This window comes from Bdellovibrio bacteriovorus, assembly GCF_041888015.1.
Taxonomy (GTDB): domain Bacteria; phylum Bdellovibrionota; class Bdellovibrionia; order Bdellovibrionales; family Bdellovibrionaceae; genus Bdellovibrio.
The window spans coordinates 3252955-3272461 of the sequence record NZ_CP168968.1 but is presented as its reverse complement, the minus strand read 5'-3'; the positions used below and the strand labels follow the sequence as shown (position 1 = coordinate 3272461).

The window sequence follows — 19507 nt, the reverse complement described above, 5'->3', positions numbered from 1 at the left end:
TGAGGGTTTTCGAGGACAGTGATGGTTCTTGGTGTGCTTTTCATATATTAAAGCGAGACAAATGGGGGACATTTTTCTTTAGAATTGCGTCCAAACTCCGATAAGTTCATAGATGAACAATTGGACTTTGTACGTACTTGCGTTGTTTCTGTTTAGTGGTTGTTCTTTGGATGCAAATCTGGAGGACTTGACCAGTCGTAACCAGCTTTTCCTTGTTCTGGATGATATGAACAAGGCAATTAATTCTTCAAATATACGCTCTTATCCTATCAAAGGTCAGTGTCAGCATGTCGGCGATCCGGTGCAAATTGAAATCGAAGGGCGAGGAACTTTTGAAGCTCTTTGTGATGCGACGAAAACTTTTGAACTGATTGTGGATTTGGATGGCCTGGGCGAGGGATCTGTTTTAATGACAGTCTCTCAGAATGAAGTTGAGATCAGAAGGACGTCCCTGGATTCAAAGACGATCGTTGTGGATCTGACACCGCCCACGGTGACGGTGAATGCACCCGACAGCGCTGACAACTATGTGGCATCATCCCTGCGAGCCAACTATCCTATCAGCGGGGCATGTTCAGAGCCGTTGAATCTGGTGAAGATTGCAACATCTCTTCCTTCCGAACATTTTGCCGTGTGCTCTTCGCTTTCGCAGTGGGAACTGCGTCTGGATCTGTCTTCACAGACGGCAAGCTCCATTGATTTTTATATTCAGCACTTTGATTCTGCTGGGAACATTTCTGAAACCAAGTCCGTGTCTATTCGCTATCCACAATGGCAGCGCATCAGTGCTGACGTGACGTCGACAGGATATCCGGCCGTACGACTGATGACTCGTTATGGGGATTCCGGGCGAGTTCTGCTAGTGTCGCCTTTGCGAAACGATGATCTCGGGGATCTGGGGCTCGTGAACTATGATGGGACGGGCTTAACCCGACTAAATCCCATGTCTGGACAATGGGGTGTAGATGTGGGGGCAGTTATCACGCCGGTCCCCAAGCACAATCGGGCTTTGTACGTCCGATCCTCTGTGGGCCGTGTTCAGCTGAAAGAACTGCATTCCGTCAAGCTTGATGGCAGCGGCGACAGAGTTCTGCTGGGACCGACGGCCATCAATCCCGTCGGTGGGGTGACCACCTACAGTCTGACTCCAGATGAAAACACGGTTATTGCCATGGGGGATATTGAAGCCACGGATAATGAATTTAATCTTTATTCGATCAACGTTGTGAATGGCGCCCAGACAAAATTGAATGGAGCCATGGTCGCAGGAGGAGATGTGCGGGACTTCAAAATTTCGCCAGACAGCTCCACCGTGGTCTTCCGTATGGATAAAGATATTGATGAAGCCATCAACCTTTATGCAATTAATGTGAACGGTACCAATCTGCGTCGCTTAGGGCCTGCGATGGCTGCGGCTCAGGCGGTGCAGTCGGATTACACGATCAGCCCTGATAGCAAGTGGGTCATTTATCGTGAGAACAAAACGTTCTCTACGGGAGGAATGGCACTGGCAGTGGCGTCGCTGGTCACGGGGGAAGTGATTGACCTGACAGGATCCACGTTCAACGGGATGTCAATGATCGGTCTGTTCAGCCCGAACTCGCGCTACATCGCTTATCGCACGGATCGGGCCATGGCGACGTGTCTGGAGTTGTTTGTTTATGACTTGCAGACTCGTACCGATTCCCGCGTGACGGTGCCGTGTGCATCGACCTCGATGGACTTAGGCAGTTTTGTCTGGTCTGATAATTCCACAAAAATTGCCTTTTCCCAGGCTTTGGTTGCGACTCGTTTTGATTTGCATGTTGCAAATCCCGATGGCAGCAACTTGGTGCGTCTGACGACGGCGACAGTCACACGCAACGGGCTTTATCAGGGATACAATGACACGGCGATGATGTTTACTCCCAACGGTCAGAAGGTGATTTATCAAGCCGATCTGTCTGGAGTGACGCCGACTGTTGCTGGTGAGATGAAATTTGATCTCTATGCGAGCAATGCCGACGGATCTGGAAGTCCTGTGCTTTTGACGACTCAGTCGATACCTTCAATCATTCGCAACTATCCGATCTTGCAGGTCAGTCCGCAGGGTGATCGGGTGGCATATATTTCTGATATGGAGGTCGACGGCAAATACGAAATGTATTTGTCTGCCGTGGACGGAAGTTCTACGCGTAAGTTGAGTCCTCCGATCAGCAACGTCGAAGGAGATGTTCTTTCTGGAAACCTGCAATACTTCTTTGACTGGAATCGCAATACCGTTCTGATGCTTTCAGATGATACCATTGATCTGGTGTATGGCTTGTATAAGTCCAGTTTGTCTTTGGTGGTCAGTGCGCCTGTTAAGGTCAATATGCCCGTGGTCCGCTCTGGCGACTATGCGGGGGCCACCCCTTCAGTCGATGGCACGAAGTTCCTCTTCCGGGGAAATCCGTCCGTGGATGCAGAGATGCATTTGTATGCGACTGATGCCAATGGCTCCAACTTACAGCGAGTGACCAAGGATTATGTCTCTGGTGGTGGTAAGCTTGGGCAGTTCGTCTTTACTGCCAACGGTGCAAAAGTCATTTATATCGCGGACCAGGATACGGCAGGAGTGTCGGAGCTGTATGTTGGCGACTCCAGTGGTGGGTCTCCATTAAAAGTCAGTGTCCCGATCACCAATCCAAACGGAGCTGTCACAGCTGTGAAGTTTAACGAGGCCACGCAGAAGATCTACTATATCGGGGACATCACGACGGATTCAGTTCAGGACATGTATTCTGTGAATTTAGATGGAACAGACAGCAAAAAACTGACGCCGAATTATTCGCATAATGTCGTTATTTCCGTGTGGGATGTGGCCCCGAATGGCAGCTACGCCGTGGTCCGGTGGGACTATCGGGTGGATGAGCAGGTTGAAGTGGATAAGCTGGCGGTGGATGGCAGCGGGACGGTGACCAAGCTCAATACCAATATCAGTGGTTCCCTGGATATGGCCAACTTTGTTATTTCTCCGGATTCACAATGGGTCTGTTACTGGGGTGAAACGGCACTTGATAGTCGCAATGACGCCAAGGTGGTGTCCGTGGCGAATCCAACCGGTGTGAACTATATGGCTGCTCAGGGTGTGAATACGACCCGCATGGTAACGAACTGCCAGTTCTCTGAGGATTCGGAGTATGTGATTGTTGCCGGTGACTTTGTTACCGACGGGCGAACAGTTTTAAAAAGCTTCCGTATTTCTGATCAGACGGTATTTGATATGAATCCGGCACTTCCGGCGACATCACACACGTCGCTGTATCAAACTCTGGTTGAGGGGGCGAACAAACGATTGATTGCACTGAGTGAGTCCTCCCCAGAGATCTACGAGCTGTACAGTATGAATCTGGATGGGTCGGACTTGCGCAAGATCAGTCAGGCTCCGTATGCTGGGGGCCAGGTCAATGCCAACAATGGCACGGCCGTGAAGTTCCTGAATGACACCAATAAGACCATTGTGTACACGGGCCTGATAGAGACTGTTGGCAAATGGGATCTGTATGCGGTGAAGTGGGATGGAACGCAAAGCCGCAAGCTGATCAGCTTGAACACTCATGCGGATATCTATGACACGTATGTGTGGCCTTTGGCGGACCGGGTGTTCTTCCGGGCTGACCACGATAAGGATGGGGTGATGAGCCTTTACTCTGTGAAAGGCGATGGCAGCGGTTTGAAGAATCATATGCCCGGCCTGCAAGGAAATACCGGCGTCTGGAACAGTGTTGCCGCCACCGCGAATCATGTCATGTTCAGCAGTGACGCCTATAACTCTCAGGTGTTGGAGATGTTTGTTGATTCCTTCTAAAAAAAATCCCGGTCTGCATAGCAGCCGGGATTTTTATTTTCTACTTTAAAGTTCAGATTACATCAAAGGAGCTGGCTTGGTGTGAGTGCGGAACTCACCATTTTCATCAGCATACAGGCGCAGGTCGAAGCTGCGGTTGTGGATGATGTTCTGGATGTACATCAAAGAACGGTACAACTTTTCTTCAGCGAAAGAACCAAAGCCATACTGAATTGGTGTCACTCCTTTGGCAGACAGGATCATCTCATAACGCAGAAGCTGGTGTTGGGAGGCTTCTGGGATCAAAGACATCAGGAAGCCAATGCCACGCTCTCTCCAGATGCCCATTTCCTGAAGATCGTCAAAAGCTTCAAAGCGCTTTTCCACAGTGGTCTTCGGATCAATAACCACCGCCAGACGTGCGCCTACGCGACGAATATCGCCAGTGAACGCTGCCATCCAGTTGGCGATAGAGCCTTTAGGGATGATGGCGCGGATGGATGGGCCCGAGCGAGGACGGGTCTTGCTGGCAATGTACTTTTCAAAGCGCGCAGACAGGGCTTCTTTGCTCAGGTGCGGAAGCATGCTCAATGCTTCAGGGTTGAAGAAGACTTCCTGCTTGAAGTAACCGTTCACGATTTTGCCGTTGGCAAAGGACCAGTTGTTCCAAGGAATTTTGTTGAACTCTTTGTCGCCGATAGTCTCTTGCACGATTTTTTGAATTTCGCGGAAGTCATGTTTGGAAACATCACGCATTTTCATTTCATTGCTGGAGGTCAGGGTCACAAAGCGCGCAGGAGCCCATTTGCTGTCAGCAGTGAAAAGAAGGTTGGATGAATTCAGGGTTTGTTCCCCGAACAGGCCAAACAAGATTTTGCTCTTTTTGTATTTGGAGAAAGTATCCAGCAGGAAGTGCTGCTGTTGATCGTACTTGTCGAAGGAAAGAACCTTGTTTTCGCCATAGGCACGACCGGCTTCGAATTTCAAAAGAGTCAGGCTGAACTTGGTGCGTGCATCGCGGTGAATGCCGGCTGTTGAGCCTTTGAAGATACGATCAATACGGCGTTGTTGTGCCGGAATGGTAGAGTCTTCCAAAGCGATCTGTTCCACATCTGACAGGTCCGCCAGAAGCTGGTTTTGCAGATCAGTGCGGGACGCCAGAGGGTTCAGGATCTTTACGTCCTTGAACATCACTTTATTTTGAAGCAAGCCATCGTAAGCTTGAGCGGCCTGCGGGTTGTTTAGATCAAACACATAATCCAGCATGATCACGTCGTTCTTACCCAGGCCAGCGGAAGCTTTAAGCGGAGTGAAGCTGAGCCATTTTTCAAGGCGGCTGTCGATCAGGCTGATGCCCAGAACTTCAAAGTCCTCGATTTCAACGCCCGCATTGGCGCCGACGCCTTCACCGCGAACGGCGATAAGTTTTACGCGCATCTTGTTGTCGGCCATACGGAACATATGAACCATGAAGTTACCTGACAGATACGCGTGCGTGGAAGCACCCGCTTCAAAGGAACCTTTAAGGGTGTCATAGCCCAAAGACAGAACCACATTCAACTTGCCTTCGAAAGCCACAAAGTCGCCGGGAACCAGGCGAGTGATGGCTTTTTCAGCGGTCAGGGGCAGGTTTCTCATCGTATAGGGCAGGGACAGAAGGGAATCTTTTTGAGATTTGAACTGACGGGCAAAGATGATCTCGGTGCCTTTATCAATTCCAAAGCTGACAGGGCTGTCCATGTCGTTGATTAGGTCGCCGACATTCACACCCATGTTCATCATGTATTTATCAATGCGTGTATAGTAGCCGTCCACATAGGATGGTTCAGATTCAATTTTGTAGCGAAGAGAAGTGGAGATGCCATCGATGATATCGGCGTTCACCAAAGTCAAAGAACCGCCGATTTCTTGTTTGGCGACTTCTTTCTTAATTTTTTCCCAGGCATTTGCAGGCTTTAGAACTTCCCAGCCAGCGGAGGCAGGAACTGCGGTCAGAACAGAAAATCCAGCGGCCAAGACTGCCGTCAGGAAACTTTTTTTGAGCATCATAAGCTCTCCTTTTACATCCATGAACAAGGCTGTCAGGACCGTTCGAAAAAAAACGGGTTACAGCGCCGCAAGAGAAATAGTAAAGATTCCCATAAAACACAAAGCAAAAACTCTACTAGAAGGGGGTTTTGCCTAAATTATGCCCAGCACTAGAAAGAGGTTGTCCCCGCGGGAGGGGGGTGTTGTGATATTTACATGAAGATTACCTACATAATCGGGGAAAAAGAGATCGAGGTCGAAGGGGAGGCTGGACGCAGTCTTTTGGACATTGCGCTGATCAACCGACTGAATCCCCCTTACTCCTGCATGGAGGGTCACTGCGGAACCTGCGAAGCTGTGATAGAAGAAGGGTCCACCACGGAAGACCACGAGGGAAGTCGAGTTGTTCGGACCTGTCAGGCCCAACCATCGTCTGAACGGGTGATCGTGAATTACGACAAAAGCCCGACCAAATAATATGTATTTGATTCGTGTTTCTAAACAGTTCATTCTGTTATCTACATATGTCTCTTACGATTAAATTTTGGGGCGTACGGGGGTCTTTGCCCTCCGCTCCTCCACCGATGGATTGGACGTACCACATAGAAGGAGTTCTTCGAAACTTCTTCTCGGCAGGCTATCGCGACCCTTCACAGATTTCTCGATACATTCAAAGCTTGGAGATTCCGAATATTGGTGGCTATGGAGCTGCGACAACGTGTGTGGAAATCCAAAGCGGCAAAGGCCAGATCATTCTGGATGGCGGAAGTGGTATTCGTAATCTGAGTGAACAGATCATGACCGGGACCACGGGCCGTGCGAAAGGTCCTTTCCATATTTTCATGACTCATTTCCATTGGGATCATGTGATTGGATTGCCCTTCTTCACTCCCCACTTTATCCCGGGCTGTGAAGTTCATTACTATGCGGTTCAGCCAGAGCTTGAAAAGCTGATACGGGGGATTTTCTGCCGTCCGTACTTCCCGGTGCCATTTGAAGCGCTAAAGGCCAAGATCTTCTTCCATGTGCTGGAGCCGCGCAAGCCGTTCCAACTGGACGATATGACGCTGACACCGTTTAAGCTGGATCATCCAGATCCATGTTGGGGTTTGAAGGTGGAATCTGGTGGAAAGGCCTACGCTCATTGCGTGGATACGGAAGGAACCCGTATCACTCGAGAAGAGCTGGGCGAGGATCTGCCGCTTTATCAAAATGTCAATTTGATGTACTTCGATGCGCAATACACTCTTCCGGAGCTGGCGGAAAAAGCCAACTGGGGACACAGTGCTGCCCAGGTGGGCTTGGATATTGCGCTTCGCGAAGGAATTCAAAAGGTTCTTTTTGCTCACCACGACCCTGGGGCACGTATTGAACAGGTCATGGAGCTTAAGCGCCAGACCAGGGAATACTATGAATCCCGTCAGCGTTTCGCCTCTGCGAACAAGGGTGTTCTGCCCGAGGTTGAATGGGACTTTGCGCATGAAGGTCTGGAGATAGTAATCTAAGGCGGGAGGTTATCCCGCTTTGGCAATGCGCTCTAACTGAGCGGTCTTTTCGTTCAAATTTTCAATGAGGTTCTTTTTCTGTTTGTCGGTGATCGTCGACATCATTTTAATTACGAGATTTTTCAGTTGATGTTGATAGTCCTGATAGGCTGTCTGGTATTCGGGCAAGCTAAAAGCCGTCGGATTGCTATAGTACTCTCTCAAAAACTTCCGGCGGTGCTCTGTTGATTTATTGCCCTGAAGATAAAGGGAGATGACGTGGGCTTTGCTGCGGGCTTTCAGTTCCCCTGGAAAGGGCGAGTCGGCCAGGTGTGTGTCGATCAACTTTTGTTGCTCTTGGTTTAAAGAGCCCAGAAACATCTCGAAGTACTCCAGATACTTTCCCCGCATTTCTTTCTGGTATTGGGCGGTTTTTTGAAACTTTTGAAGGTCGTCTTGCGTCTTCTTTTGGAAGGCTTTGGCAAAGTATTCCAGTTGTTCATTGTTGGTGTTGGAAATGAAGAGGTTCGCTGTATCTGAGAATCTGACATTGATGTGATCAATGTCCTTCATGAATAGATCAAAGTAAAACTGCGTGCGTTCAGGATTCAGATGCCCCTTTTGAACTTCGGACTGAATGCCGCGAAAACGTGCCACCCACTGGGGTAAGAGATCAGTTTTTAGTTCATTGAGATCTTTTTTGAGTCCATTTTTCAAAGAAGCACTTTGTTTGGAGGAGATATCAAAATAGTCGTCGACCTTTGAAGCGATGTAGGTGTCAGCCCAGCGGAAGGCCAAGCCAATTTGATTGCATCCGGTTAAACTCAGAAACCCAAGGCACAAAACAGCCAGCATTTTGTTCATTGAAAATTTTTGTTTGCGAGTTCTTCGGAGATGATGAAATCAAGATGGGGGACCCGGATTGTTTTTTACTCCTTCCTGCGATCTTATCAGAGGAAGGAGTTCGGCCCGGGTGCTTAAAAGAAACTTCCGTTCAAAGGTCTGGCGACTTGGCTTTGTCAAAGATGAGTTCCACTTGCGTAGGATCACCTTCCTTGTAAGCATTCAGCGACTGTAGCGTCTGCTGATCCAGCGTGACTTTCACGGTATTTTCCGGCCACGGGAAGTCATCGGCTGGAAAACGGGTGCCCATCTTTTTCATAAATTGAGTCCACACTGGCACGGCACCATTAGATCCGGTCAATTTGTGGGGCAGATTGTTGTCATAGCCGACCCAAACAACAGTTGTGAGGTAAGGAGTGAAGCCGGCAAACCAAGCGTCTTTGTTGTCGCTGGTGGTTCCTGTTTTTCCTGCTGCCGGATTAAAGAAGCCATTCAAGGTGATGGAGCGGGCGGTCCCTGATATCACAGTTTGCTTCATCATGCTGACAAGACTTGCGACGGCGGCAGGATCGACGGTCGGTGTTGGACGTGGGTTGTGGATATAGACTTCCTGGCCGTCAGAGTTCAAGGCGCGACGAATGAATGACAGGGCTGGCTTTTGCCCCATGGCTGCCAAACTCATATAGCTTTGCAGAACTTCTTTGGGATACATTTCAAAAGCACCCAAAGTCATTGCTGGGAAGGATTTGAGCTCGGAAGTTACTCCCATGGAATGAGTCACGTCGATGATATTGCCCAACCCCACGGCCAATCCTAAAGATGCAGTTGCTGCATTCAAAGAGTTCTTAAGAGCATAGAACATCGGGACTGAGCCGAAATACTTTTTACCGTAATTATCCGGGGACCAAGCTTGCCCTTCGTACTTGTAAGTGAATTTTTCGTCATTTAGCAGGGTGATTGGAGTGTAGGGTTGCCCGGTTTCTGTGTTGTTCATCAGGGCCGTTAGGTACACAAACGGCTTCATGATAGAGCCAATCTGGCGGTGCCCGTCGATTGCGCGATTGAATTGAGTCATGCGGAAATTTCGGCCGCCCACAACCACGCTGACCAAGCCGGTTTTGTTGTTTCCGACCAGCACACTTCCTTCCAGCGCATTGCCCTTGGCTTTCAGGCCAGCGATATGTTTGTTGGATTTTTCAAGATTCTCCAGATGATTGCGAAGAGATTCTTGGGCGGTTTCTTGAGCCTCAAGATCCAAAGCGGTGTAGATTTTAAGGCCGTCCGGATTTAGCCCCTGACTGCCAAGCTGCTTGCGGACGGCATCAAGATAGTATGGAGCAGTTTCTGAGGCGATACTGCGCGGAGCGCCAGGCAATGGCTGACGGTCGGCTTCGTTGAACTGTTCGTCAGAAATGTATCCAAAGCCTTTCATTTTATCCAAAACCAAGTGGCGACGGCGTTCGGCATTGACTGGTTTTTTGAACGGATTGTAAAGGCCAGGACTGTTGACGATAGCGGCCATCAGGGCGCATTCGCTAATATTCAGATCCGTTAGTTCCTTGCCAAAATAATATCGAGCGGCCGCGCCGTAACCTCGGACTTGGAAAGCTCCGTTCTGTCCCAGATAGATGATGTTCAGGTATGTTTCCAGAATCTGATCTTTGCTGAAGCGGGATTCCAGCAGGATAGACATGATGAATTCCTGATATTTTCTTTTTAAAGTGCGTTCACTGGTTAGGAAATAGTTTTTCACCAACTGTTGAGTGATGGTGCTGCCCCCTTGAGCTTTGCGACCCGTGGTGATGTTTTTTACCAATGCTCGGAAGATGCCTTTGATGCTGACCCCACCGTGCTCCAGGAACTGAGCGTCTTCGATAGACATGATGGCGTTGGAGCACATGGGAGGAACTTCCCCCAAGCTGACAGTTTTTTGCATGAGTGGTTCGTTGCCGATATATTGAGCAAGAAGAGGAGCTTCGCTAAGGGCCTCGTTAACTTCCTCAAAAGGAGCGCCCTTAAAGATGCGGGAAATCAGGCGATCTTTTTGGATGACTAGAACCTGTAAGGAGCTGTCACTGTTTTGCGTCGCTGTATCCTGGGTCACCCAGCCGATACAAGCATCCTGATTTTCATCAAGCCCCACCTGCAGTCTGGCAGCGCATTGTTCGCGAGTGGCAATGAAGTAGTCCCCTGGCAAAATTCTTTGGTCAAACTCCCGACGGCGGTAGTTCTGACGCAAAAGTTGTTTCTCGATATCGGCAACCTGAATCAAACTTTGTGTCTGGAATGTGGGCGGGGCCGCATAGAACTCGGTTGGGACGATGAACTTTTTCGACTCCAATTTGGAGACAAGTTCTTTCTCCAAGGCAAAGTAGGAATAGACGCCAATCCCAAGCCCGCAGATGATTACAAGCGTCAGAAGGATTGTAAAAGCCAATAAAATAGTCTTTAATCGTGGTCGCAACATAAATAACAGCGTAGTACGAAACTCACTTGCTGAACAACCTTTAGAAATGTTTTTCATTAAGTCGCCTTTGTGAAAGGATTGTTTGTGGCTAAGAAGAAATCTTCTGCAAAAAAAGCCAGTGTAAAAAAGGCCGTTAAAAAAACGCCTTCCAAAAAAGCTCCAGTAAAAAAATCATCTGCAACCAAGAAAGCTGCACCCAAAAAGGCCGCAGCGAAGAAGTCCGTCGCCAAGAAGCCGGCTGCTAAAAAAGTAGCAAAAAAAGCGGTTGTGAAGAAGGCCGCAGTAAAGAAGGCGGCTCCGAAGAAAGCTGTTGCTAAAAAAGCTCCAGCCAAGAAGACGGCAGTCAAAAAGACTCCAGCGGCAAAAGCGGTGGCAATGCCAACGGCTCATTTGATAAAAAACACAAAGCCAGCAAAGAAATTGGATCTAAGTAACTTTGTGACTCCTTTGGATGATCGTTTGATTGTTCAGGTGTCCGGTGCAGAAAAGATGACAGCGGGTGGTTTGTATATCCCTGACAGCGTGGCGGATACTTCCGGTAACTTGCAAGGTTACGTTGTGGCAGCCGGTCGTGGGCATATCAGCAAAAAAGGTCACTTGCGTCCGATGGATGTTCAGGTGGGCGACAAAGTCGTTTTCTCTGAATACGCTGGTACTAAAATCAAAATTCAAAACGAAGACCTCATCATTCTGCGCGAAGGCGATGTGATGGGCGTGGTCTCTAAGTAAAGGAATGAAAATGTTGAATAAGAATCTTCTGAAAGCATTGGGTCTTTCTGTGGCGCTTTTGTCCCCAGCGGCTCAGGCCATGTCTTTGGACTGGAGCGGAGGCTATCGTTTTGAATGGACTGAGGTGGATCGTCCTTCTTTGGGTACTCCGACTGAAAGAAAAGCATACGGTACAAACTATCTTTACCTGAGCCCTAAAGTTATCGCGGCTGACGGTGTGAATGTTGTTTCCCGTTTTGATATCCTGAACAGCCAGGCATATCCGAATTCTCAATTGGGTGATATCTGGGGTTTGAACAACAATGGAGTTGCACCTGGTGGTAACGCAGCAAATTCCAGCAATCAAGGTTCTACAGATGTTCGAGTCAGCCAATTGTATCTGACTGTGAATCAGGAATATGGTGCTTTGATCGTGGGTCGTGCGCCGTTTGAGTTCGGTTTGGGTATGACTTACAGCTCTGGCAAGGGCATGTTCGATCACTGGTATGACACGCGCGATATGGTTGCCTACAAAATTGTCGTGGGTGACTGGTTCTTTATGCCATCTTTGGGGCGCAAACAGTCCACGGGCTTCGGTCAGGGTGGTTCCGTAACGACGATGGGCTTCCAGCTTCAGTATGAAAGCGAAGAAAACAAGTCTCTTCTTGGTATCTATCAGGAAACAACCAAGGGTGTGAAAGAGGCTTTGCACTATACGGCTGATCAGGTCGCAGCCTACGGTGGTGATAGTGTGAACTCTAACATGAACATCCAAAGAACAAACTTCGTTTTGGGTCGTGGCTTTGATGCCTTTGATTTCAAATTCGAAGCGGGTTTCCAAACGGGTGAAACAGGTGTGACAACTGGCACGAAAGACATCGGTCTGAACGGTTACGGCTTGGCGATGGAATTCAACGTTCCTGCCAAAGAATCCAAATGGGACTACAGAGTTCGTTTGGGTATGGCGACGGGGGATGATTCTTCCAACGACTTCGGTGGATACGCTTTCAACCGTAACTATGACGTGGCAATGCTTCTTTTCAACCATCGTTTGGGTCAAAAAGACTTCTTGAACACAAATGTGGTTAAAGATGGTGCGATGGGTATCGGAAATTCTGCGGATGATGAATCTATCAGCAATACTTTCTATTTTGCTCCATCCGTGAACTATGCATGGTCCGAAAGAATCGATCTTCGTAACACTTTGGTGTATGCACAATTGATGCAAACCCAAAATTCTTCTGTTGATTCTTCAAAAGATCTGGGCCTAGAATGGGATATCGACGTGGTTTACAAACACAGTGATCGTATCCAGTGGGTGAATCAGGTCGGTTTGTTGTTCCCAGGCGAAGCTTGGAAGAACGGCAATGACAACCTTGAAAAAGGTTTTACATTTGGATTTGCATCTAAAGCCGCCATCAGCTTTTGATTACAGCACGATTGCAACTTGTACGACAGCTTGATGACTACTTGAAACATCTTGTTTGGTGGTGAGCAGGGCCCGGGGGGGCGAAAGTCCCCCGGGATTTTTTTTGCCTTAAAACATCGTGGACAAGCTCTGGGATCTTTGTAAGATCAGGGCTCCAGGAGGCTTCATGAAAAGTTTCGCTCTGTCGGCGGTATTCCTATTGGTTTCGGGCTTTGTTTCATCCGCTCATGCTTGGACGGAAGTCGCCTACGAAACTATCTTTGCGGATTATCCTGTTTATCAGCAGATTGTTTTGCGTAAAAGCAAGGTTGAGTATCAAGAGATCATGGTTCAAGTGATGAATCCAGGTGGCGCCCGCATTCAAAGAGCCGAAGTAATCACAGAAAACGGGTGGTCTTTGCCAGCTTGGCGGTTGGAAGGCGACTATCGCTTCGGAATGCAGCAAATCGATATGTTTCAAAAATCCAAAGTCCGCTATGTCAGAATGTACCTATCCACTCTGCGCCCTCGTGAGCCGGTGCGCCTGCGCGTGATGATGCGCTAATGGATTGCCTGTGAATCCATGGATACTCCTGAATAGGAGTGCCAAAGTTTTCCAAATTTCTCAGTAGAAGAGTTAGTTGTTCCTGCAGTTGAGGTGCGATCCATGAGTCAGAGCGTGTGATAGATGCCTTTATGGGGCCTTGTATATCCAGAGTATATTCTATCTCGGATGAGGTATTGTTCGGAAGGTTCTCTATAATGCTAGAGATAGAATTTTTCTTTTCCTCCGAAGATAGGTACTTTAGCGCTGTTTCGAACAGTGCTCGAACGCCTAAATTTAATGGCTTGCCATTTGAGGTGAACTGCAAGAAGGCAGTTCTAATCTCGTATGAACTCATTAATGAGTTCATGTAAGCATGATCCCACTTAGCATATCTTATCGCAGCTACAGCATACCTTTTTATTGCCTCTTTTTTTGACGCTGCTGTAAGTGATTGCATGCATTGGTTTTGGATTAAGGTAACGGCGGCTTGACTACCCTGGCCCGTGGTGCTGACCATAAAGGAATCTAAGGTTAGGATGTCGTTGCAATTGAGCCCTAAATCTTTCAGGGATTTTGCTATCTTATCCAGCGGTAGTGGTTGGATGATCATATCTCTATATATTTTAAGACTCCAGCTTCCTAGAAGTGCAGAGTTCAAGTCTGATGTTAGCATCAGTTCATAGGGTTTGAATGATGATGCGGAACCTTTATGAAAGGGAGAGGCTCCTGCCTTTAGGAGTAAATAGATAATATGGCCATTTCCCCTTATCAAAGCTGTTTCCAGGAGTGTTTTTCCATTATATTCAAGAGTCGATAGCTCGTGGGTTTGATACGGACTTAGGAGAGGGGCGAGCTTCTCTGTAGACAACGATAGGACAGATTGAAAAAGAGGATGCTCTTTGTTTTCAGTAGCATTTGGAGCTTGGGTTTGATCCTTTTTAAAGGCGCATGAGCAAGATAGTCCAACAAATATAACAATTAAACAAAGTTGTAAAACGCGATTCATCTTGGCTCCATAACCGGCAATCGCCAAAATTGTCCTGACCGCTCGGAAAGAGCTTCATTCATGATATCTACCAAGGCAGGATCTTTCAGCACTTCGTCGTAAGTTACTATCCGCTCGGCACTTTGAAGATCTCTACAATTAGAGCTGCAAATTGCTATTGCATTGTTTTCAGGCCAGTGACTCAACTGTTGAATTTGAGCCGACAGAGACTCATGCTTCGGGAAAGCGCGACCGTTTCTCCATAGCATAAGTGCCGCCGGGCTAATATGATAGGTGCTATCTTCAGTATAAAATCTATAGCTAATGATAGCTGATTGAGTTTTGGCGGAAAAAAATTTAGCAGAGAAAAGTGCGGGTTTTCCGAATCCAGTTGAGAATCAAGCTCTTTGATAAAAAGGTTCGAGGCAGCTTCTTGTTGCTTAGTCGTTAGATCGCTATCTAACGACTGGGTGGAAATTATCTTTTCGACAATATGTGGAGGAAACTTGGGATAAAGCCGAAAGAGGCTATCAAATATTATTGTAATAGGTATATTTAACGCCAGAACCTTATGAAGATAGCCTTCAGGGTCTTGGGTAATGATTGCCCGGATATTTGTTTTTATCTGCGAAATTGCCCGAGAGGTTGTGCGGAAGATATCAATCCTAAGTGAGTCAGTCTCCTTCCTTGTTACAGTTTGATATGTATCGTAGAGTGACTTTCCCGTAATTTTATTCTTAATAAAGGGAGAAGCTCCTGCTGCAATAATTGCATCGGTGATTTCCCAGTTCCCCCTGTAAACAGCTGTTTCAAGGGGGGTTCTTCCGTCGGAAAACGGAGTGTTTATTTCCACCTCCGATTTTGTCTTCAGAGCGGCATTTAAGTCCGCATATGATGAATAAAGAACTAAATATTGAAAGGAATTTTCTGTTTTAAACTCGGTGGCAAGTGGAGTTTTCGGGGGATTTCCATCCTTTGAGAAAGAACAACCCATCAAAATAGTCATCACGGCTATGGAAGTGGAAATGACTCTTTTCATGTTTTCTCCTTTCATAAGGACAAGGGTCCATCGTGGACCCTTGGGAGGATTGAAAACTAACTCTATAATTTACTGTGTGCGGCCGCTGCGAATTTGTTGTCTCATTTGCAATGCCTCAGCAGTTGCATCGCGTGGAGCTCCGAAGGAAACCCCACCACCGCTCGTTGTCAGTGGGGCTGCAAGTGTAGCTCCAGATCTGGTCGATACTGGATTGGTCCCTGCAGGAACGGTTGTTGTACCCTGTTGAGGAATCACGCCGATTTGAGATGTTGGAACCTGAGCTTGGCCGGGAATGGTGCCGATGCTCATGCCGCGACCTGGATTCTGTAGTCTGCCGCTAAGATCTACGGCTTGAGATGTCGGAACATTCTGCATGAAGGTGCTATCTTTTCCGCCTAGGATTTGGGCCACAGCGTTACTGACTTCAAGCAGATACTTATTGTAGGCAGTCGCCTGGTCGTAAGTGATGTTCTTCTCTGCGCGAGCAACTCTAAGAGAGTCTGTTGAGTTCCTGATCAGCATATCGTGCAGTGAGGTTACTTCTGGCAGGCGGTGCATGGCTTCGTTTAAGAGGAATGCTCCTTCATTTGTATTTTTGGCCTGCTCAGCTTGAATTTTAACTTCTTTATATTGGATAAGTTCTCGTTTCAAGATTTCAGCCTGAAGGGCCACGGCTTTCTGGCGTACAACTTCAAATTTCGTGGGAGTGTCTTTTAGAATTTCACTAGATGCGTCTCTCGCTCTTGCTAAAGCATCGCGCACCTGCACAGCCGGGTTTTCGAACTCGAGCATTTCGTTATAGTAGGTCGGATCGATCTGCCCACGTCTGACCGTAGCGCTAATGTGTCTGGCTTTTGCAATATCTGAAGAAATCAGAGTTTGAATCTCTTCATTATAGAACTCCAACGCTTGCTTGGCAGAAATGTTTTTGGACTTATTTTTGTCATTAAGAATATCTAGGTACTTCTTGCTGACGCACTTAACACTAGCTTCTTCTGTCGCAGATTCTGCCACGCAATCTTTAACGATGTCTTTGAATGGATCAACAATATGTTTTTTAGGAGCGACGACTTCTTCGGTTGCTTCAACCGCGTCCTCTTCCACTTCCTCTTTCTTTACGACTTTCTTCTTAGGAGCTGTGGATTCTTTCGCAAGTTGCTTCATCAATTCAACATTTAGAGAATCGATGTCGGATTTATTTTTAACACTCAAAGTAATGGTGTCATATCCGCATTTGCCCTCGCAGATTTTTCCTTCAGTTGTTTTCTTTGGAACCAGGGCCAGGACTTCTTCATCCCCATTATCAATGTACTTAACGGGTACAACGCCATCAGCAGTGTACACCTTGCTTTCCATCAGATCACCGCTTGTGGAAGCGAAGTCTGCGGAAGCAATACCGTCAGAGTGAGAGTTTAAAGATACATTAACACCTAAAACAGCCAGCAAGGCCGTTGTCAGAACCCATTTCTTTTGTGGGTATGTGAATTTCATAAGTCCTCCTATATGAAGGGAACATCCAGTCCCTTTTATCTACCTAGATGTAAAGCGAAGGCCGGGCCAAAACGGGGGGGGCTGTGCCAAAGGGTCTAAGCGCATGGAATATCTAAAGGTTCTCATGTTGAGAATGAGGGAATGCCAAGGGGTGACTGTAAAACTTGTGGTGTCCCACCGTGAGAACCGTTAAAAGCCGCGAATTTTCATATAGTTAAAAGAGTTAAGGGGGGGCTGTGCGAGATTCCTTTAAAAGCGCCCCTTTCGGTCACTTTTTGCATTGAAAAGGGCCTTCTCCTTGCTAAATAGGGCTATTTCCTTCATAAAACAGCCATGAAGTTTCATTTCCCGCGAAGCCCTCGCCCAGAATCTATTGCTGAATCCGATTGGAATAATTGGACTTGGCAGCTTCGCCATTCGCTCAAAACTCAAGACGATTTTGCACTTCACTTTGCATTGAATGAAGATGAAAAGGCCGCGTTCGTGGGTGGGAAGGAACTCTTCAACGTTCGTACGACGCCTTACTATGCAAGTCTTGCCCAGCAAGGTCCTGATGGACAGTCCCTGCGCCAGATTCTGATGCCACATCGCTTTGAAATTGAAGAAGGCGATCAGCAGATGCTGGATCCTTTGGGCGAGCGCGTGAATAAGGCGGCTCCTCGTTTGATTCATCGTTACTCGGACCGTGTACTGTTTTTGATCACAGATATTTGCAGTGTTTATTGCCGTTTCTGCACACGCAAACACTTCACGGGGCAGGAGCAAGCTTTCATCCGTAATGAAGAATACGAACAGGCCTTGGCTTATATTCGTTCACACACAGGCCTGCGTGAGGTCATCTTGTCCGGTGGTGATCCACTGACAGTCAGTGATAAGCAGTTGGATCGAGTGCTCACGGATTTGCGAGCGATTGAACATGTCGAGATCATTCGTATCGGTTCGCGGATGCCGGTGGTGTGCCCGATGCGTATTACTGGCGATCTGGTACAGATCATGAAAAAGCATAAGCCTGTTTTCCTGATGTCACACTTTAATCATCCGGCAGAACTCACAGCCGAAGCTGTCGAGGCGTTGGAAAGACTTGTGGATAACGGGATTCCCGTGATGAATCAGATGGTGCTTTTGAATGGAATTAACAATCACCCGGCATTGGTGCAGGCTCTGAACCGTCGTCTGTTGTACTTGCGTGTAAAGCCCTATTACATGTTCCAGTGCGACCCATCGCAAGGGACAGATCACTTGCGCACTTCTGTGGAAGATTCTTTAGAAATTCAAAAAGAGCTGTGGGGGCATTTGTCGGGCCTGGCAATGCCGAATCTGTCTTTGGACATCCCCAATGGTGGCGGCAAAACCTATCTTGTTCCAAATTTTGAAGTGGGGCAGGAGGGGCGCACTCGCCACTATGTCGGCTGGGATGGGGTCAAGGCCGAGTATATCAGCCCCGCCCCAGAGAAAATCCGCAAGCCCGATGCTTCTTTGTACGAAGCTGAGTGGGCTCATCTGAAGTCATGTAAAGCCTGATCCATTCCGGACATCAGGTCTTTGGCGAGAATACCAATTTCCGCAAGGTCTTTTACCGGAAGACGATTGAAGATCACTGCCCAAGTGGTTCCATCCGAACGACGATTCAAATAAGAAAGCGTACTTGTTTCCAATGCGCCCGCATGAGCGACGGATTTACCGTCTTCTGTTGAAACCCAACCCAGGGATGCCGTCGGATTTCCAGTTGCAGGATTGGCCGTTGTCATCACCTTGATGGTTTCAGGATTTAGCAGTTGAACTTTTCCGGCCCCAGGAGTCACAGCATCTGCAAACTTTACCAGATCTGTCGGTGTTGCTAGCCAGCCCCCATGGCCATCCATGGTGTGGAACGCAAAGCCGTTATAGGCTTGAGGACCCCTGGTTTTGTTATCGAAGACAGAAATGGGTTGGGGATAGCGAGGATCATCATAATAGCGCGCTTCCAATGGCAGGCGGTCTTTCAGCGTGTTGCCTGCGATTTTCATGTCGACAATCCCAATCGGCGCAAAGATTTCAGTCTGAACATATTGCTCATAAGGCATTTTGCTCAAAGTCTCGATCACGCGAGCCAAAATGTTAAAGCCCAGATTCGAATAGTGATATTCTTTGCCCGGTTCCACATCGAGATCTTTATACTGAAGCATATAGCGAATAACAGTGTCACCAGACGCGGGAACAGAGGTCTTCATTTTCTTCGCAATATGATAGACGTCGTATTGAGGATCATAGGACTCGGAGTTCCAGCCGCCGGTGTGTTGTAAAAGATCACGCAAAGTGATTTTCAAAACTCGTGCGTCTTTGATTTTCTTGTACTGAGGCAGATAACCGTTCTTGCCGAAAACCGGTTTATCTAAAGCGGTTTTCAGGTCAGTGCCGGATTTTTCCAGCAACTTAAAGACCGCGACCGCCGTGATGGGTTTACTTACACTGGCAATGCGAAAAACTGTTTCAGGTGTTGGAGCCACTTGAGCTTCCACATCGGCGTATCCATAACCTTTTTGAAAAACGACTTGGCCATTATGAGAAATCGCCAGGGATGCCCCTGGAATATTGTATCTTTGGATATACGACGCAATAAAGTCGCCAGCGTGATCGACAGTCTTGGTTTGGCTTGGCTTGGAAGCACAAGACATCAGAATCAACGAAAGTACGGACAGCAACAGTGCAGATTTCATCGA

The 19507-nt window shown here is 47.8% G+C and carries 14 protein-coding genes; 7 read left to right on the top strand and 7 right to left on the bottom strand.

The genetic code is table 11. The features are described 5' to 3' along the window. Nucleotides 1-112 precede the first annotated feature (112 nt). Complete coding sequence (locus tag ACES2G_RS15565; RefSeq protein ID WP_374000698.1) at nucleotides 113-3829, top strand: DPP IV N-terminal domain-containing protein; 3717 nt, start codon at nucleotides 113-115, stop codon at nucleotides 3827-3829. A gap of 57 nt (nucleotides 3830-3886) precedes the next feature. Here ACES2G_RS15565 and ACES2G_RS15560 read toward each other — a convergent pair whose 3' ends face one another. Further along, complete coding sequence (locus tag ACES2G_RS15560) at nucleotides 3887-5857, bottom strand: hypothetical protein (protein WP_347357642.1); 1971 nt, start codon at nucleotides 5855-5857, stop codon at nucleotides 3887-3889. Nucleotides 5858-6052: 195 nt separating this feature from the next. On the opposite strand from ACES2G_RS15560, the gene ACES2G_RS15555 reads away from it, so the two are divergent. After that, nucleotides 6053-6313 (top strand): 2Fe-2S iron-sulfur cluster binding domain-containing protein, encoded by a 261-nt coding sequence (locus ACES2G_RS15555; RefSeq protein ID WP_347357641.1) that lies wholly within the window; start codon nucleotides 6053-6055, stop codon nucleotides 6311-6313. Between the two features lie 86 nt (nucleotides 6314-6399). Next, nucleotides 6400-7341, top strand: a complete 942-nt coding sequence (locus ACES2G_RS15550) for an MBL fold metallo-hydrolase (RefSeq protein ID WP_347357640.1) — start codon at nucleotides 6400-6402, stop codon at nucleotides 7339-7341. Nucleotides 7342-7350: 9 nt separating this feature from the next. Here the strand turns inward: ACES2G_RS15550 and ACES2G_RS15545 are convergent, their stop codons facing one another. Together ACES2G_RS15545 and ACES2G_RS15540 are read right to left on the bottom strand one after the other, a co-directional pair. Beyond that, nucleotides 7351-8184, bottom strand: a complete 834-nt coding sequence (locus ACES2G_RS15545) for a DUF6279 family lipoprotein (RefSeq protein ID WP_374000696.1) — start codon at nucleotides 8182-8184, stop codon at nucleotides 7351-7353. Between the two features lie 130 nt (nucleotides 8185-8314). Then, nucleotides 8315-10687, bottom strand: a complete 2373-nt coding sequence (locus ACES2G_RS15540; RefSeq protein ID WP_347357638.1) for a PBP1A family penicillin-binding protein — start codon at nucleotides 10685-10687, stop codon at nucleotides 8315-8317. A 27-nt stretch (nucleotides 10688-10714) separates the two neighbouring features. On the opposite strand from ACES2G_RS15540, the gene ACES2G_RS15535 reads away from it, so the two are divergent. The 3 genes from ACES2G_RS15535 (at nucleotide 10715) to ACES2G_RS15525 (ending at nucleotide 13311) form a co-directional block, all read left to right on the top strand. Then, entirely contained in the window at nucleotides 10715-11359 is a 645-nt protein-coding gene (locus ACES2G_RS15535) for a co-chaperone GroES (RefSeq protein WP_374000694.1), read from the top strand. A 10-nt stretch (nucleotides 11360-11369) separates the two neighbouring features. After that, nucleotides 11370-12767 carry a hypothetical protein gene (locus tag ACES2G_RS15530; RefSeq protein WP_374000693.1) on the top strand — a complete coding sequence of 466 codons (1398 nt, stop codon included), beginning with the start codon at nucleotides 11370-11372 and terminating at the stop codon, nucleotides 12765-12767. A 166-nt stretch (nucleotides 12768-12933) separates the two neighbouring features. After that, on the top strand, nucleotides 12934-13311 hold the full coding sequence (locus ACES2G_RS15525; protein WP_347357635.1) for a hypothetical protein: 378 nt from the start codon (nucleotides 12934-12936) through the stop codon (nucleotides 13309-13311). Here the strand turns inward: ACES2G_RS15525 and ACES2G_RS15520 are convergent. The 3 genes from ACES2G_RS15520 to ACES2G_RS15510 all read right to left on the bottom strand — a co-directional run bounded on the left by ACES2G_RS15520 (nucleotide 13247) and on the right by ACES2G_RS15510 (nucleotide 16808). Then, complete coding sequence (locus ACES2G_RS15520; protein WP_374000692.1) at nucleotides 13247-14299, bottom strand: hypothetical protein; 1053 nt, start codon at nucleotides 14297-14299, stop codon at nucleotides 13247-13249. The genes ACES2G_RS15525 and ACES2G_RS15520 overlap by 65 nt on opposite strands. A 181-nt stretch (nucleotides 14300-14480) precedes the next feature. After that, entirely contained in the window at nucleotides 14481-15317 is an 837-nt protein-coding gene (locus ACES2G_RS15515; protein ID WP_347357633.1) for an ankyrin repeat domain-containing protein, read from the bottom strand. 69 nt (nucleotides 15318-15386) lie between these two features. Then, nucleotides 15387-16808 (bottom strand): hypothetical protein, encoded by a 1422-nt coding sequence (locus ACES2G_RS15510; RefSeq protein ID WP_347357632.1) that lies wholly within the window; start codon nucleotides 16806-16808, stop codon nucleotides 15387-15389. Nucleotides 16809-17141: 333 nt separating this feature from the next. Between ACES2G_RS15510 and ACES2G_RS15505 the strand changes: the two genes are divergently transcribed. Next, entirely contained in the window at nucleotides 17142-18329 is a 1188-nt protein-coding gene (locus ACES2G_RS15505) for a KamA family radical SAM protein (RefSeq protein ID WP_374000691.1), read from the top strand. Here ACES2G_RS15505 and ACES2G_RS15500 read toward each other — a convergent pair. Next, on the bottom strand, nucleotides 18305-19504 hold the full coding sequence (locus ACES2G_RS15500) for a serine hydrolase domain-containing protein (protein ID WP_374000690.1): 1200 nt from the start codon (nucleotides 19502-19504) through the stop codon (nucleotides 18305-18307). The genes ACES2G_RS15505 and ACES2G_RS15500 overlap by 25 nt on opposite strands. Between the last annotated feature and the right edge of the window lie 3 nt (nucleotides 19505-19507).

Coding starts and splice junctions, on each gene's coding strand:
- ACES2G_RS15565 (WP_374000698.1), top strand. CDS start 113: ATGAACAATTGGACTTTGTACGTACTTGCGTTGTTTCTGTTTAGTGGT.
- ACES2G_RS15560 (WP_347357642.1), bottom strand. CDS start 5,857: ATGATGCTCAAAAAAAGTTTCCTGACGGCAGTCTTGGCCGCTGGATTT.
- ACES2G_RS15555 (WP_347357641.1), top strand. CDS start 6,053: ATGAAGATTACCTACATAATCGGGGAAAAAGAGATCGAGGTCGAAGGG.
- ACES2G_RS15545 (WP_374000696.1), bottom strand. CDS start 8,184: ATGAACAAAATGCTGGCTGTTTTGTGCCTTGGGTTTCTGAGTTTAACC.
- ACES2G_RS15540 (WP_347357638.1), bottom strand. CDS start 10,687: ATGAAAAACATTTCTAAAGGTTGTTCAGCAAGTGAGTTTCGTACTACG.
- ACES2G_RS15530 (WP_374000693.1), top strand. CDS start 11,370: ATGTTGAATAAGAATCTTCTGAAAGCATTGGGTCTTTCTGTGGCGCTT.
- ACES2G_RS15525 (WP_347357635.1), top strand. CDS start 12,934: ATGAAAAGTTTCGCTCTGTCGGCGGTATTCCTATTGGTTTCGGGCTTT.
- ACES2G_RS15520 (WP_374000692.1), bottom strand. CDS start 14,299: ATGAATCGCGTTTTACAACTTTGTTTAATTGTTATATTTGTTGGACTA.
- ACES2G_RS15515 (WP_347357633.1), bottom strand. CDS start 15,317: ATGAAAAGAGTCATTTCCACTTCCATAGCCGTGATGACTATTTTGATG.
- ACES2G_RS15510 (WP_347357632.1), bottom strand. CDS start 16,808: ATGAAATTCACATACCCACAAAAGAAATGGGTTCTGACAACGGCCTTG.
- ACES2G_RS15505 (WP_374000691.1), top strand. CDS start 17,142: ATGAAGTTTCATTTCCCGCGAAGCCCTCGCCCAGAATCTATTGCTGAA.
- ACES2G_RS15500 (WP_374000690.1), bottom strand. CDS start 19,504: ATGAAATCTGCACTGTTGCTGTCCGTACTTTCGTTGATTCTGATGTCT.